We start from the raw sequence: 15,528 nt of genomic DNA, 5'->3' as shown, positions 1-15,528 counted from the left end.
GAGAAGAGATACAGAGATGACAGAGCAAAAATCAAAGAAGTTGTGGGGTGGACGTTTTAGCGAAGCAATGGCAGCCTCGGTGGAAAAATTCAGCGAGTCCATCAGCTATGATGTCCGTTTGTACAAGTATGATATTGCCGGCTCTAAGGCCCATGCGACTATGCTCAGCAGTCAGGGAATTATTTCCCCGGAAGAACTTGAGCAGATCATTGCAGGACTTTCCAGTATTGAGGCAGATATTGAGGCAGGAGTCTTCGAATTTAAGACCGAGTATGAAGATGTTCATATGAACATTGAGCAGGCTCTGGTGGATCGCATTGGCGCTGCTGGCTCTCGTTTGCATGCAGCTCGTAGCCGTAATGATCAGATCGCCCTCGACTTCAAGATGTATCTTCGTGATCAATGTGACCATCTGGTAGAGCTTCTCGATGGTGCCTGTCGTGCCTTTACTGTGGTTGGTCGTAAGTATCTTGGCGATATTATGCCTGGTTATACCCATACTCAGCGTGCTCAGCCGGTACTCATCACCCACCATATGCTGGCCTATTACGAGATGTTCAGACGTGATCGTGATCGTATCCTCGACTGCCGTAAACGTCTCAATCTCTCTCCCCTTGGCTGTGCTGCCATGGCGGGAACCGGTCTGCCCATTAATCGTGAGCAGGTGGCTAAGGCTCTGGGCTTTGCCGGTGTTACCGCAAACTCCATGGATACCTCTGCGGATCGCGATTATGCAATTGAGCTGACCTCCTGCCTTACTATGATTCAGCTCCACCTCTCCCGTCTTGCCGAAGAGTTGGTGACCTGGTCTACCTCTGAGTATAAGTTTGTGGATATTTCCGATAGTTTCTGTACCGGATCTTCCATTATGCCCCAGAAGAAAAACCCTGATATTGCCGAGCTTATCCGCGGTAAGTCTGGCCGGGTTGTGGGTAGCCTGATCAGCCTTATCACCATGATGAAGGGATTGCCGCTCACCTATAATCGTGATCAGCAGGAAGATAAGGAACCGGTATTTGATGCTATTGATACCGTATCTGCCTCCCTTTCTATCACCGCCGAGATGATGGCGCATATGAAGTTTAATACCGCTCGTTGCGCTGAAGCCACCGAGACCGGTTTTATCACGGCAACGGATCTTGCCGACTATCTGGTAATGAAGGATGTGCCATTTCGTCAGGCCCATCATATCGTCGGTAGCGCAGTTGCCGCCTGTATTGCCAAGGGTTGCGAGCTTCCCGATCTTACCCTTACGGAAATGCAGGAGTTCTCTCCGGTTATTGAAAGCGACGTTTTCGCCGTGCTTACCGCAGAGGGTTCTGTCAATAGTCGTGTCTCCACCGGTGGAACAGGCCTTGTCCGGGTGACAGAAGCGCTCACCCTTGCTGAAAAATGTGTGGGGATAGCCTAATGAAGATGGCGCAGAGACTGCAGTTGGGATGTTCAGTTCTTGTGGGAGCACTCTTACTTGTCAGTGGCGGTTGTGGTTTTAAAAATCCGCCCGTGGCTCCGCAGACAGTGGTGCCTACGGCAATCCGGGATCTGCGCTATACTATTGATGCTGAAGGTGCGCATCTTACCTGGTCCTATCCTCTTGAGAGCGTTGCCGGGACGAAGTTACAGTCCATTGATAGCTTTGACTTCTATCGGGGCCAGATGCCCCTGGAAGAAGTCTGTGAAAATTGTCCCATTCCTTTTGATCCGCCAACGTCTCTGCCCGGTGGTGAGGTCTTTGATGGAGAGACTCCCCAGAGGGGGGAACTTGCCGTCTCGTCACTTGTTTCTGGCAATAAGTACTTCTTTGCCATTCGCTCCCGTACTAGTTGGTGGGCAGCAAGTTCTGACTCTAATATAGTCTCCTTTATCTGGTTTACCCCTGCTGCAGCTCCTGCAAACTTCAAGGTTCTGGCAGGCGATGGCCAGATCGAGTTGAGTTGGCAGCCGGTAGAAAGGCTGATTGACGGCAGCTCTTCTCAGTACCCTCTGCTCTATCAGGTTCAGAGGTCTTCTGGTGGTGCTAGCTTTCAAAATATTGGTGATCTTCTTGAGAGCACAGGATATCTTGATCGTCGTGTTGCCCGGGGCAAGAAGTACAGCTATCGGGTGCAGAGCCTTATGGACTATCAGGGTGAGTTTGCTCAAGGGTCCTATAGCAAGGTGGCTCAGGTTGAGTCCGTTGATCGAACTGCGCCTCCAACCCCGCGCGGTCTTCTTGCTATTCGGGTCGGGGCTGGTATTAAACTTGTTTGGCAGGGGGTGAAGGTGGACGATCTTGCCGGCTATCGCCTCTATCGACGAGGGGAAGATCAGAAGGACTTTAGTCTGGTTAAGGAGGTGGCAGCTGATGTTATTGTCTATACGGATCCCGTTCCGGATAAGGGTCGTTATTTTTATGTGGTGAGGGCAATTGATACTGCCCAACCCGCCAACGAGAGTCCTGCCTCTCAGGAAGCCTTTCCTCGTTACCAATAAATAGGTGAGCAGCTGATTTTGAAAGACCCTTCTGATAATCCAGAAGGGTCTTTTTTATTATGAACTGGAGGAGTTTTTATGGATCATATGGAAAAGGGTGCACTCTCTTTTACCAAGATGAGTGGCGCCGGTAATGATTTTATCTTTATTGATAATAGAGAGGGGGCTGTCCCCCCTGCCATTCGGGCAAAACTTGCAGCCCATATCTGCCCTCGGATGTTTTCTGTCGGTGCCGATGGTATTATCTTTATTGAGAAGAGTAGCATAGCAGATTTTTCCTGGGATTTTTATAATGCCGATGGCTCCCTGGCTGAGATGTGTGGTAATGGGGCTCGCTGTGCGGCTCGTTATGCCTTCAGCCGTGGCATTGCCGGGGCGAAGATGTCTTTTGCCACTCTGGCCGGCATCATCGAGGCAGAGGTTTTTGCCGATGATACAGTCTGTCTGCAGATGACTGCTCCTGAAGATTATCGTTCAGGTCTCTCCCTTGAGCTTGGCGGCACCTCCTGTCAGGTCGATTTTCTTAATACCGGTGTTCCCCATGCGGTGGTCTATGTCGATGAGGTCAGTGAGGGGCAGGGGATTGGCAATATCCCGGTTCAGGAGTGGGGCAGGATTGTCCGCAATCATGACCATTTTGCTCCCGCTGGCACCAATGTCAATTTTGTCTCTCGGGGCGAGGGCAATAGCCTCTATGTTCGTACCTATGAGCGTGGTGTCGAGGATGAGACCATGGCCTGCGGTACAGGGGCGGTGGCTGCGGCTCTCTGTTTCAGTAAAAAATATGGCTTTGCTTCACCGGTAAATATTGTAAGTTCAGGTGGAGAGATTTTAAGCATTGCCTTTAAGACGGGCTGTCCTCCTCAGGAGGCGGCGCCATCTCTTAGCGGGCCTGCGCGAATTATCTATCAGGGAGAGCTGGCTGCAGAGGCTCTGCCCGCTGATATAGTAAAGGAACTTGGAAAGCGTTAATTAGAGTTGGTTTTTCAAGGTTTATATAAGCAATAACTTCTATAGAAGTTTTGATTTGGGAGGTGTTATGGAAAAGTTTCACGGTGCCTATGTGGCAATTATTACACCGTTTATCAACGGTGAGGTGGATGAACAGAGTTTTGTTGATCTGATAGAGTTTCAGATAGCCAATGGCACCCACGGTATTGTTCCCTGTGGAACCACGGGTGAATCGGCAACCCTCAGTTTTGATGAGCATAAGCAGGTGATGGACCTTGCCATTAAGACGGTGGCTGGTCGGGTTCCAGTTATTGCCGGAGCAGGGGCTAATAATACCCTTGAGGCGATAGATCTCTCCGAGAGTGCCAAGGAGAGCGGTGCGGATGCAATACTCTCCGTTGCCCCCTACTATAACAAACCGAGTCAGGAGGGTATTTATCAGCATTTTAAGGCCATTGCCGAGGCTGTTGATATCCCGATGTTTCTCTATAATGTGCCAGGACGGACGGTGGTTAATATTGCTCCGGAAACCACGGCCCGACTTGCTGGGATTGATAATATCATCGGTATAAAAGAGGCCTGTGGTTGTCTTGAGCAGATCTCCGATGTGATTCGTAAATGCCCGGAGGATTTCATTGTTCTCTCAGGCGATGATTTCACCTCTATGCCCACCAATGTTATTGGCGGCAAGGGCGTTATTTCTGTTATCTCCAATGTCTTCCCTAAGGGGATGGCGGAGATGCAGGAGGCCACCTTTGCCGGCGACTGGGATCGCGCCCGTCAGCTTCACTATCAGATGTATGATATGATGAAGCAGATGTTCGCCGCTCCAAGTCCTGCTCCTGCTAAGAAGGCTTTGGAGCTGATGGGTGTTATCCGAGAGGGACTGCCTCGTATTCCCATGACCCCCATTGATGATGATAATCTTGCCAATCTTAAGCTTGCCATGAAGGGTCTCAACTTGATTTAAGCCCCCTCCCCAAAAAAAAGAATATTTCCCAGGTGGGGATCAGTTTCTGGTTCCCGCCGAAACAGAGTTTTGCAGAGAGAGTTATGACAAAAGTTATTATAGCAGGCGCCAGCGGGCGCATGGGGCAGCGGGTTGCCCATATGGTAGAGGCCCATCCTGAGCTTGAATACGCGGCAGCCTTTGAGGCGGCAGGAAATCCTGCCATTGGTAAGGATATTGGTCGGATTGTCTTCGGTGAAGAAAATGGGGTCATTGTTGGGGAAGGTCTTGAATCAGTTATTGCCGATGGCGATGTGATTATAGACTTTACCTTTCATACGGCCACCATGGAGTTTGCTCGTATTGCCGCTAAGCACGGTAAGGCCATGGTTATTGGTACCACCGGACTTTCCGTCGATGAGCTTGCTGAGCTCAAGGACCTCTCTGCCTCCTTTCCCTGTGTTCAGGCACCCAATATGTCCGTCTGTGTTAACGTCCTCTTTAAGCTGGCCAAGAAGACGGCTGCTATCCTTGGCGATGACTATGATATCGAGATTCTTGAGGCCCATCACAATAAGAAGAAGGATGCACCCAGTGGAACTGCCCTTAAGCTTGCCGAGATGGCGGCCGAGGGTGTGGGGCGTAATCTGGCCGAGGTGGGTGTCTATGAGCGTAACGGTATCATCGGCGAGCGTGATCCCAAGGAGATAGGTATCCAAACCCTGCGGGCGGCGGATATTGTCGGCGAGCATACCATCTACTTTGCCGGTGCCGGTGAACGGTTGGAGATCTCTCATCGTGCCCATAGTCGGGACCATTTTGCTAAAGGCGCGGCCACGGCTGCGGCTTGGTTGGTGGGACGCGAGAATGGCATCTACGATATGTTTGATGTCCTCGGCTTGCAGGATCTATAGGAGAGCTTCTTGGCAAAGGTAATAGCCTATATAGGTATGGGGTCTAATCTGGGTGACAGCCGGGCCCTTCTTCTTGCGGCCTGGCAGCATTTGGCCAATCTTAAGGGTGTAGAGACTGTCTCCCTCTCCTCTCCCTATCAGAGCGCCCCTGTTGGCATGGAGAGTGATAATCTCTTTGTTAACGCGGTTGGCTGCCTGCGGGTAGAGATCTCGGCCCTGAACCTCCTTGACCAGCTGTTGGCAACGGAGGCCCATTTTGGCCGAAAACGTTCTCCGGATCAGCTGGGATATCAGGATCGTAGTCTGGATCTTGATCTGTTATACTATGCTGATGAGCGGATGCAGACAGCTCGTCTGACTCTGCCTCATCCCCATCTTGCCGACCGTCTCTTTGTTCTCTCTCCTTTGCGGGAGATTGCCCCGGATTGGCAGGAGTGGGAGGGGGGAAGGACGGTGACCCTGCTTGAAGAAGATCTGCAACGTCGTTTGCGATTGGGAGTTTTAGAGAGTCAGGATATAGAAAAAATATCTTGGTAAAGATTAGTTGCCTGTGTTCTTCTGAGGCCCTACGGGGATGATTTATGATACTTATAAGATATTTCGTTTTGGCGGTTCTTGTCTATCTGCTCTACTATCTGATCTCCTCTCTGGTGAAAAAACATCAAAATAATGTGACGGAGGTTGAGGCTGATTCTGCTATAGTAAATGATATTCTAGTGGAAGATCCTGTCTGTCATAAGCTGCTGCCGAGGGAGCAGGCCTTGAGGTCTAAGGTTGATGGGGAAATAGTTTACTTTTGCAGCGAAGAGTGCTGTGAAATCTATGAAAAAAATCACGAGGAGAAGGAATGAAATTTTTTATTGATACCGCCAATCTGGATGAGATTAGAGAGGGCGTTGAGCTTGGCCTTGTTGATGGGGTTACCACCAATCCATCTCTTATCGCCAGAGAAAATTTACCCTTCGAAGAACTCATCGCCGAGATCTGTAAGATTGTTGATGGCCCGGTAAGTGCCGAGGTGATTAGCCTCGATGCCCCCGGCATGGTTGCAGAGGCAAAAAAATTGGCCAGCATTGATGAGAAGGTGGTTATCAAGGTGCCCATGACAGCCGAAGGTCTTAAGGCCGTTCGCCAACTCAGTGCCGCAGGTATCAAGACCAATGTCACCCTCATCTTTTCGGCAAATCAGGCCCTCCTGGCCGCCAAGGCAGGTGCCAGCTATGTGAGTCCCTTTGTTGGCCGTCTGGATGATATCGGGGTGAACAGTGCCGATCTTATCAGCGATATTCTTACCATCTTTGATAATTACGGCTATGCCAGTGAGGTTATTGTCGCCAGTGTGCGGGGGCCTCAGCATGTATTGGATTCAGCACTCTTGGGCGCGGATATCGCTACAATCCCGCTTAAGACCATTAAACAGCTGACCAAGCACCCCCTCACCGATAAGGGTATGGAGCAGTTTTTGGCTGATTGGGAAAAGCGCACCCAGTAGATGAAGTGTGGGACTGGGCCTCTTAAACAGCTCCTTTTTCTTCTGCTTATCGTCTTGCAGCCGCTCCCCTGTTCTGCAGCTATGTATGTCTGCCGGGATGCTTCAGGCCTAAGCTATACCAATCTGCCTCTGCTTGCGAGCTGTGTTCCCCTGCAGTTCAAGAAACAAACTGTAATCCCCTCGGCAAAAGAGACGTATCTCTGGACTGATCCTGCCAGCTATAGTAGTCATATAAGGCGGGCAAGCAGGCGTTATCGGGTGGATGAAAATTTTATCAGGGCCATGATTCGGGTAGAGTCTAATTTTGACCGTCGGGCAGTCTCCTCTAAGGGTGCTCAGGGCTTGATGCAGCTTATGCCCGGAACGGCCAAGGATCTTGGGGTTAAAAATCCCTTTGACCCGGGAGAAAATATAGCAGGAGGAACACGGTATTTTCGCAGGCAACTTGACAGGTTTGATGGAGATGTGATATTGAGTCTTGCCGCCTATAATGCAGGGCCTAATCTCGTCAGGCGTCTTGGTGCTGTTCCTCAGAACAGGGAGACCCCTGCCTATGTTAAAAAGGTAATGCGCTATTATAGGTTGTATAAGGCTCAGGATAAGAAGTAATTCACTGGTATTAAATATAGATTATTGCATTGGGTTGATATGTTATGAAGCAGGTGCTTACGGTTCCAAACATCCTTACGGGATTTCGTTTTGCCCTCGTTCCAGTTCTTGTTGTTCTGCTCTCCCTTGAGCAAAACACCTGGGTGGAATTTTGGGCTTGGTTTGTCTTCTTTGTGGCCGCAGTGACCGACTTTGTTGATGGCTGGGTGGCTCGCCGTTATAAAATTGAAACGGTCTTGGGTAAACTGATGGACCCACTGGCTGATAAGGTTCTGGTCAGCACCGGGCTCATTATGCTCATCCCTCTGGGTAAGGTGGCTGCCTGGGTTTGTCTTCTTATCATCTGTCGAGAAATCATTGTCACCGGCTTTCGTGGTCTGGCAGCGACCACCGGCAAGGTGGTGGCGGCGGGGCAGATCGGCAAGTATAAGAGCACCATGCAGTATTTCGGCATCGGCCTGTTGATATTTCCCTTGAATGTAGTGCCCTTTCCCTACCAGTACGAGACGGGAACCTTCTTGCTCTATGTCTCCATGGTTCTTTCCGTTTGGTCAGCGGTGGTCTACTTTTATAATCTCCGCTCAGTTTTTTTGGAGACCAGCACTAGTTTTTAGGTGACTTTTGCCTGCATACGGATATTTTCTCCTGTAGTGCGAGCTTTACCCTTGACGATTCTCTGTATAATGCAGTATATAGATGGGCATGCCGGAGTGGTGAAATAGGTAGACGCACGGGATTCAAAATCCCGCGGGGGTAACCCCGTGTCGGTTCGATTCCGACCTCCGGCACCATTTGACATTTCATAGGCTTCTAGTAAAGTCTATTTTAGCCCCAAATCTTAATGGTTTGGGGCTTTTTTTATGCCTTTTCGTTCTATTCCCTTCTTATTACTTCTCGTAAAATCTCTTGCACGTTGTGTGTATTAGTGTGTATATTTTGTTCGATACACAAACTAGTTCCTGAAATATACACACGGAGTTTATTCAGTGCCTACTCTTAAAGCTTTGCAAGTAAGAAATGCGAAAGATCCTTGTCGTTTATCAGATGGTTTGGGCTTGTCTTTTGAGGTGACGAAGTCAGGGGTAAAGCGGTGGCTGTATCGTTATCGGCTGGATGATAAGCAGCAGATGTGTGTATTAGGTCGCTATCCTGAATTGTCCTTAGAGCAAGCGAGAAAAATTCATAGAGAGGCTCGGGCCTTAGTTCGGGAAGGTTGCAACCCAGCTAGAGAAAGACGCAGAAAAAAGCAGGAAGTGATATCCAAAGAGAAGGCAGAGCGGGACGATCGTTCAAAATCTTTTGAGTATATCGCCCTAGAGTGGATCGAGAATAACAAGGAGAGCTGGTCTCCAAGCCACCAACAAGCTGTTCTTGCCTCACTACGGAACAACGTGTTTTCAGCTTTTGGCAATACTCCTGTTGATACGATAACCCCTCCTGATGTTCTAAGGACAATCAGAGCCATAGAAAATAGAGGATCTCTTGAGATCGTCCGTAAAGTTTTACAACGCACTAATGCTGTTTTCCGTTACGCAATCCAAACAGGTCGGGCCACCTATAATCCTGCTGCTGATATGCAGGGCGCTTTAAAAGCAAAAACAGTTGAGCACATGCCAGCAGTTTTTGATTCTGAATTAGCACAACTCCTGCAAGATATCTCCTCTAATCAGAAAATCCACGTGACAACGAAGCTGGCTATTCAATTTACAGCCCTCACAGCTTGTCGTGGTGGCGAGGTTCGTAATGCCCGTTGGCAAGAGGTCAATCTTGATACCAATGAGTGGCATATACCGGCCGAACGCATGAAGATGAGGCGAGCCCATATAGTACCTCTGTCAATACAAGCCCTTGCTATTCTTCACCGTGCAGGAGCCCTGTGGGGAGAGGATGGTTTTGTCTTTCCCAGTATTAGAGATAGGAGCAAACCTATGTCTGATAACGCTATGGGAAAGGCTTTTCGAGATATGGGCTATAGAGGTAAGGCCACCCCGCATGGTTTTCGTTCTTCATTTTCTTCCATGGCCCATGAGCAATCGGGCTTTGCCAGTGAAGTAATAGAGAAATCCCTTGCTCACGAAGAAAAAAATAAGGTGAAAGGGGCCTATAATCGAGCGGAATATCTAGAGCAAAGAAGAGAGCTTTTGCAGTGGTGGGGGGAGAAACTCCATCGGCTAGAAAACCAATAACAGAGGCTAGACAAGGCATGAAGTATAATCAAGAGGATGTTATTACGCTATTTTCTGAAAGCGTAAACTGTAATAAGAATAAGAATAACAAGAGCCTGTGGGTAGGTTTTGATAGCCATTGCTTTCAAACAATTAAAGAGACCTTGTTAGATAACATCGATTTTAAGTGTAATACTCTTTTGTCTAATAATGGGCGACTAGCTCTCTCTGGACACTGTTCTGATGTAGAGATAAATTCAATAGCTACATTTCATAAAATTTGGGGAAGTCTGGAAAAAGAAGAAGAAAAATTAAACGAGCTTGATATTATGGCCATGGCTTCTCTAGCGAAGATTATTCCTGAAGAAAATTTTGACTCATCACAAGATTCTATCGTCCATCCACATATATTGGTGAGCATTTTGCGTCATGTCATAAGTGGCAGAATTAATTTTGAAAAAAACACCGTAGAATTGTTTGTTCCATTAGGGGTTGTGTTATTGGCTTGGTTTCAATTACGTACCACGCGCGCTCAGGAAACCAATGGGAGCGAGCTTCTGCTTCATCAAAAAATGCTTTGTTTACTTCAAATATTCTCTGTTCATACCCATAAGAACGTAGATCTTTTCAGCGCAAGGATAGAGTCTGCTGCTGAAAAAATAAGAAAAGAGGCTAGCATTAGAAAGGCTACAGAAGCTAGAAAAGAAAATACAAAAAAAGATCACATGCCTACGCTAGAGCTCATTGATCGTCATAACAAAAAAAAGGATTTTGTGGGGTATGAAGGGAAGTATCCGGGAGAGTTAGCAACAGAAATAGTGCGTCTAGTAACGGATTATAACACCGAAAACAAGGGCAATAAAAAAGTAGAAAAGATTCATCCTTATAGCTCAGACATAATAATAAAGATGCTTATTTGTAATTACAATATAGAAAAAAAAGGTCGTGTTCCCAAAGATTTAAAGCGTAAATAAGAACGTGATAAGGGCGGTGAGTGTTGACACTTACTGGGCAAGTCTAGATACTTGCCATGTAAGTCTTAATAGTTGCTATTTTTCTAAAGAAAGAACTTGCTGTAACGTGTTTGAAAGCTCAGTAAAACCAAAGAGCTACAAACAGGCACAGTAAAATATACAAGTGCCTTTTACCTCAACCATTGTCAAAAGGTGAAAGCATGAATCAAAAGACAACCGCACCATCCCACGCAGTAAGCCCAGATATTCTTAACCACCCAGAAAGACGTATACGCCTCCCAGAAGTAAAAACCCTCACAGGTTACAGTACGGCCTCGATCTATGCAAAAATGGCAAATCAGTCCTTTCCTAAAGCTCAGAAGATGGGAGGTCGTGCTGTCGCTTGGCGACTTCAAGACATTCTTGCTTTTTTAGAAGGACGTCCATTTATACAGCAGCATGTGGAGGTGGCGTAATGGAAGCATTCGTAAAAGTCATTTCTGAGCAAGTTCCTCAAGGTTATAAAGAAATAATCAAACTACACCTCAATGGTTCAAATCGGGTTGTCACTCCCTGTCGTTACGATGGTGTGAAGACATGGCTTGATGATTCACCTAAGCGATTGGCAGAAACAGTTGTCTATTTCGAAGCACTGGAAGAGGTCGCACGTGCCCTCCAAATTTCACCCAACATTAAAAACGAGTCTCTGCCTTGTGATCTGAAAATTCTTAGAGGTTGCCGGTTGCCTATTGCTTGCAGAGAAGAACGACTTGATGAAGATTCATGTGAAAGTTTACCCTTTGCCTTGTTTGGGAAGGTTGAAGGGAGTGGAACCTTATCTGTTATTGCTTTTTTTGAAGATGGTGAGGAGGGAGTCTTAAATAGAAAAGCCCAAGCAACGGTTACTAACTATGAAGTGGAGTGGCTTGATGTTGTAGAAGGTGCAACTCGGCCGGAGGCGCCAACCACATAACCGAGTTGCAGTAGCAGGATCATCCACTACAAGACCTATAGAAGGACTCACTAGCAAATCTATAGGTCTTTCCCATCAGACACAAGTAGAAAAACCTATGAAAAATAAACTTGCAGAAAAGTGCTACCAAGCACTTAAAGCATCGGAATATTGCTCTGCCCGCACCAAAGAGAATGGACGAACTATTGCTAATCTTGTTTGCCCAGTGTGTGGAGACAAGACCGCATGGGCTGTGCAGCAGGAACCCTATTCGATTAATTGCAATCGTGCCAATAGCTGTGGAGCCAAAACGAAAACCCGTGATCTGTTTAATATCACCTTTGATATTGAGCAGGAGTACAAGCCCACTAAGAGTGATCCGCATAAACCAGCCCGTGAATACTTGAAGGGGCGTGGTCTGTCGGCTGCCGTTTTGGAAGGGCTTGACTTTAGATACTGGAAGAACACTAGGCAGGGGCTTAAAACGGGGGCTGTGATGTTTCCCGTGGGGAAAGACTCTCAAGGTAAAGATGTCTACAATGGCAGGCTTTTTAATCCCCCTCAGGGTGAAGGGAAGACTCATAACAACGGCTCTACCTCGGGGCTATGGTGGACGCATCCTGCAAGGCCGCTTGAAGCATCGCGACCAGTGGCGGTTGTTGAAGGAATTATTGACGCGTTAAGCCTTCTTCAGATGGAAGTACAGGCAATAGCTGTTTTGTCATCGGGGCAAGATCCTGCCAAGCTTGAGGGTTTGGAGAAGTATCAATTGATCTGTGCTTTTGATAATGACAAGGCAGGAACACTGGCTACCAAAAAATATCTTGGCGCTTTTTCGGCTGCACAAGCAATCATGCCACCCGAAGGGCTAGATTGGAATGATATTTTGCAACGTGCAAGAGGCGAGGGAGAACAGCTTTTTAAAGAGAATGAACAGGGCTATAGGTGCAATGCGAATCTTTCTCTTGCTGAATCAGCCCATCATTACGGTAAATTATATTATGAATATTTTGGGAATGCAGCGGGGCTATTTGTTTTCGATGGTTGTACCTGGTACAGCGAGGTGCGAATACGTGGAGAAGCTACCCAAGCAAAGACCGAGCGTGTGGGGTTGTTTGTTATTGATGTAGTTTCTTTCATCAATATAGGCAATCAAAAGCAGAGGGAATACCTCTATCAGCTTCGTGTAACACCTTTGGCCGGTCGGCCTGTGGATTGTGTTGCTTCGGGTAAGACGCTAGCAGCAGGGCGTGATTTTGGTGCTTTTTTGCTGAGTAGTGCCAAGGTTAATTTTGAAGGTAAGAATAATGCTATAACGGCACTTGCAACGATGATAGCAACCAGTAAGGCTCCTGAGGTTCGGCAGATCCCCGTTGCTGGTTACGATCCGCAAACCAATTGGTATGTTTTTGACAGTTTCGCCATCGACCCCAAAGGAAGGCTTTTGCAGAAGGACAGGAGGGGGCTCTTTCGCTTAGACCATAGTTCAATGTTAAGTCCAGCACCACAAGCAGGAGATAAAGCTATAACCCCTCTTGTCGGGCGTTCTGTCGACGTGGGGAGGATTTATAGCCTTTTCTATGCTGCATGGGGGGCCAATGGCGCCATGGCTTTTTCGTGGACTCTGGCCAGTTGGTTTGTCAACCAGATCAAAGCGCGTGAGAATTTTTTTCCTTTCCTGTCACTATATGGAGCTCCTGCTGCGGGGAAAAGTGCTCTGGCAACTAAGCTACAATCCGTGCAAGGGCGTGATGTAGAAGGCTTGCCACTTTCGCAACTCAACACCAAGAAAGGCCTTGCTCGTAAAATGGCGGGGTTTTCTGGGATTTTCACAGCTCTCTTGGAGGATAACCAGCGCAACGAGCGGAGTTTTGACTATTCAATCTTGCTGACTGCCTATAACACAGGGAGCTTGCAAGTTCAGGCTAAGTTTACCAATACGCTTGAGACAGCAGAGAATCCTTTTTTGGGCGCCTTGCTTTTTGTTCAGAACAATGAGCCGTTCAATCAAAAAGCTGAAAAACAGAGGGTGGTAAGTTTGAATTTTAAAGAGAAAGATCTGGACGGACATACTCGATGTGCGTTTGATGAGCTTAATAACATGGCAAAGGAAGAGCTGGCCACCGTGATTGTAGAGGTTCTCAGGAAGAGAGGTATAATTGAGGCGAACTGGTATGAAGAATACCGAATAGCTATTGCCGATCTTGAGCTCGTACAAGAGGAGCGTATCCGGAATAATCATGCCATTGTTTTGGCTTTTCATCGTCTCTTTTGCAAATTGTTTGAGGTTGAGGATATAGATATTTTCTCCCATGTCGAGCAGGTGGGGATGGCAAAAGAACAGAGCTCGGCCGAGCTTGAAATCAATGAGGCATCAACCTTCTTTGAGCAGGTGTTTAGTCTTGAAGGTGACCAAGTAAAAAAATATTGGCATGAAGTGGCTTTGCCACAAGGAAGAACGAAGATTGACTACAATAGCCTGTATTTTTCTTTGCAGGAGTTGATAAGATTGCTGCATAACAATGGATTGCAACCGCCCAGAATTCAGGATCTGCAAAAAGCACTCCGTAGCCATCCTGCTTATATTTCTCATGGCACAAATCACCGCTTCCCCACCAGCGAAAACGAGAGCCATAGCGTGCAGCGTAAGGCATGGAAATTTGATTTAGAAAAATTTCGTAACCTTGAAGCGCCACCACACCAGATAGCTTGATTGTCAGATGGGGGGATACACGGGAGATAGAAACAACCCTGCCCCCTTGAAGTAATAAAACAAGGGCTTTTTTCAAAGAAAGAAACGAAGATCTTTGATGCCATTTAAGATCCCGTTTGCTGTCTGTCCCTGTAGGGGAAAAGTGCTCTGTTTATATTTATGCTCCTTTTTGGTCAGGCGCCACCGTCCCGCCTGTCCAGAAAAATACCTCTGTCGTCCCACTTACTATATATATAAATATATAATATAATTATATATTATATATAAGTATACTAAGGGGACGGTTGCGACTACGTTTTATATATATACATATTGTGTTTGGGATTTTGGATATCTTCTATATACTGTTTATATATATATATGGTAAAAGGGGGTCTCTCCCGTCCCAGCAGTATTTTACTTTTATTTCAATGTCTTAAGCCGTCCTGTGGCTGGTTTTGTGCCGTCCCATGGCGTCCCGCTTCGTGTCTGGTCTGGGAGAACTTCCAATCAATTACGTTATCTTTGTTTTATCCTGTCCTGTTTTACGAATCAGGCAAGTTGGCTTTTGTGGCATAAAAATTTCGTGAGGAGCAATATTCTCAGGATGGTTATGTGCCGGCAAAGCATATGGGTTTTTCATTGAAGAAATTACATTTTCCACTTTTCCAGCTGAGACAAAATATTTTTGAGGTACGAGCGTCGAGCTCTTTCCACCCGTGCAACTTCATTTTTCCCCAGAAGGACCCGCGCCTCTTTTTGCTACCTTGCCCTGATTGCTGGTATCCAGTTGAGCTTTGGCTGCTGTGGTCTTGTAGAAGCTCAATCTCTTTGTATTTCTCTTGGAGTTTAATAATAAGGGGCGAGGGTATAGGGAGAAATAAGTTTAGGCACGCTGTCTTGACCTGTGTGCGCTGCTGGTTGCTTCGCTGGTATGCTGGCATGGTTCTGTTCGTAATCGGCAAGCACAGGTCGAATTAAGGGCTTTCGTCTTTTCTGTTGTTCGTGTCAAATAGCAGGGTAGCTTACCAGAGGCCCACCACGTAACACAGGACGTTTAGCTTGTGCGTAGGCATGGGAAGCAGCAGAGGCGTGTTACGGTTATAGCAGGTTGTTTATCACGCCCTTTGCTTTATTCTCAAAAGAACAAGCTCTATGAAACAGAGCAAGGCCTTAAGTTATGCTCCTGAACAAAGGTGCTGTGATCTTAAAGCCCCGCCAACCGTTGTGGGCATACAGGCCACGCAATCGGCTGGCAAAAAAAACAGAGCCTTTGTCTTGGTAATTTCAGTAACAACTACTCTGCGTCTTCTGGCAGCCAAGGCTCCCTTTGTCCGCAGGTAGGTAAGCATCTTTGTTCAGATATCAAAAGCGAAGCC

Annotated in this window: 16 protein-coding genes, 1 tRNA gene and 1 pseudogene; all 18 read left to right on the top strand. The window is 47.2% G+C overall.

The window, feature by feature from the left end; all coding sequences use genetic code 11:
- The first annotated feature begins 16 nt into the window (after positions 1-16).
- The 18 genes and pseudogenes from argH to DP_RS02080 all read left to right on the top strand — a co-directional run bounded on the left by argH (position 17) and on the right by DP_RS02080 (position 15,493).
- Positions 17-1,411, top strand: a complete 1,395-nt coding sequence (gene argH, locus DP_RS02165) for an argininosuccinate lyase (protein ID WP_011187680.1) — start codon at positions 17-19, stop codon at positions 1,409-1,411.
- Positions 1,411-2,472 carry a fibronectin type III domain-containing protein gene (locus DP_RS02160; protein WP_011187679.1) on the top strand — a complete coding sequence of 354 codons (1,062 nt, stop codon included), beginning with the start codon at positions 1,411-1,413 and terminating at the stop codon, positions 2,470-2,472. Before argH ends, DP_RS02160 begins: the two co-directional genes overlap by 1 nt.
- Positions 2,473-2,550: 78 nt before the next feature.
- Entirely contained in the window at positions 2,551-3,444 is an 894-nt protein-coding gene (dapF, locus tag DP_RS02155) for a diaminopimelate epimerase (RefSeq protein ID WP_011187678.1), read from the top strand.
- A gap of 67 nt (positions 3,445-3,511) precedes the next feature.
- Positions 3,512-4,393: a 4-hydroxy-tetrahydrodipicolinate synthase gene (gene dapA / locus DP_RS02150; protein ID WP_041277520.1), complete on the top strand. Its 882-nt coding sequence runs from the start codon at positions 3,512-3,514 to the stop codon at positions 4,391-4,393.
- 83 nt (positions 4,394-4,476) lie between these two features.
- A complete protein-coding gene (gene dapB, locus DP_RS02145; RefSeq protein ID WP_041277519.1) occupies positions 4,477-5,286 on the top strand; it encodes a 4-hydroxy-tetrahydrodipicolinate reductase in 810 nt (269 codons plus the stop codon).
- Between the two features lie 9 nt (positions 5,287-5,295).
- The gene (folK, locus tag DP_RS02140; RefSeq protein WP_011187675.1) at positions 5,296-5,823 is read left to right on the top strand and encodes a 2-amino-4-hydroxy-6-hydroxymethyldihydropteridine diphosphokinase; all 528 of its coding nucleotides are present in this window, start codon (positions 5,296-5,298) and stop codon (positions 5,821-5,823) included.
- Between the two features lie 44 nt (positions 5,824-5,867).
- A complete protein-coding gene (locus tag DP_RS18320; RefSeq protein ID WP_011187674.1) occupies positions 5,868-6,137 on the top strand; it encodes a hypothetical protein in 270 nt (89 codons plus the stop codon).
- A complete protein-coding gene (fsa, locus tag DP_RS02130; protein WP_011187673.1) occupies positions 6,134-6,778 on the top strand; it encodes a fructose-6-phosphate aldolase in 645 nt (214 codons plus the stop codon). The genes DP_RS18320 and fsa overlap by 4 nt, the downstream gene beginning before the upstream one ends.
- The gene (locus tag DP_RS02125) at positions 6,779-7,387 is read left to right on the top strand and encodes a lytic transglycosylase domain-containing protein (RefSeq protein ID WP_011187672.1); all 609 of its coding nucleotides are present in this window, start codon (positions 6,779-6,781) and stop codon (positions 7,385-7,387) included.
- Positions 7,388-7,431: 44 nt separating this feature from the next.
- Positions 7,432-8,001, top strand: coding sequence for a CDP-diacylglycerol--glycerol-3-phosphate 3-phosphatidyltransferase (gene pgsA, locus DP_RS02120; RefSeq protein ID WP_011187671.1), 570 nt, complete (start codon positions 7,432-7,434; stop codon positions 7,999-8,001).
- A 90-nt stretch (positions 8,002-8,091) separates the two neighbouring features.
- A tRNA-Leu gene (locus tag DP_RS02115) sits at positions 8,092-8,178 on the top strand.
- A gap of 195 nt (positions 8,179-8,373) precedes the next feature.
- Positions 8,374-8,619: pseudogene (locus tag DP_RS18435) on the top strand (Arm DNA-binding domain-containing protein); the annotation flags it as partial.
- Between the two features lie 21 nt (positions 8,620-8,640).
- Entirely contained in the window at positions 8,641-9,573 is a 933-nt protein-coding gene (locus DP_RS02110; protein WP_228130183.1) for a tyrosine-type recombinase/integrase, read from the top strand.
- Between the two features lie 17 nt (positions 9,574-9,590).
- Positions 9,591-10,526, top strand: a complete 936-nt coding sequence (locus DP_RS02105) for a hypothetical protein (protein ID WP_041277518.1) — start codon at positions 9,591-9,593, stop codon at positions 10,524-10,526.
- Between the two features lie 200 nt (positions 10,527-10,726).
- Entirely contained in the window at positions 10,727-10,981 is a 255-nt protein-coding gene (locus tag DP_RS02100) for a helix-turn-helix transcriptional regulator (RefSeq protein WP_041277517.1), read from the top strand.
- On the top strand, positions 10,981-11,478 hold the full coding sequence (locus DP_RS02095; protein WP_011187667.1) for a hypothetical protein: 498 nt from the start codon (positions 10,981-10,983) through the stop codon (positions 11,476-11,478). Before DP_RS02100 ends, DP_RS02095 begins: the two co-directional genes overlap by 1 nt.
- A 97-nt stretch (positions 11,479-11,575) precedes the next feature.
- On the top strand, positions 11,576-14,170 hold the full coding sequence (locus DP_RS02090; protein ID WP_011187666.1) for a toprim domain-containing protein: 2,595 nt from the start codon (positions 11,576-11,578) through the stop codon (positions 14,168-14,170).
- A gap of 1,134 nt (positions 14,171-15,304) precedes the next feature.
- Positions 15,305-15,493, top strand: a complete 189-nt coding sequence (locus tag DP_RS02080) for a hypothetical protein (RefSeq protein ID WP_041277515.1) — start codon at positions 15,305-15,307, stop codon at positions 15,491-15,493.
- The last annotated feature ends 35 nt before the right edge of the window (positions 15,494-15,528 follow it).

The sequence above is a fragment of the Desulfotalea psychrophila LSv54 genome, from assembly GCF_000025945.1.
In the GTDB taxonomy this organism is placed as follows: Bacteria; Desulfobacterota; Desulfobulbia; order Desulfobulbales; family Desulfocapsaceae; genus Desulfotalea; species Desulfotalea psychrophila.
The sequence above is the reverse complement of the archived record's forward strand: the minus strand, read 5'-3'. Positions and strand labels throughout refer to the sequence as shown.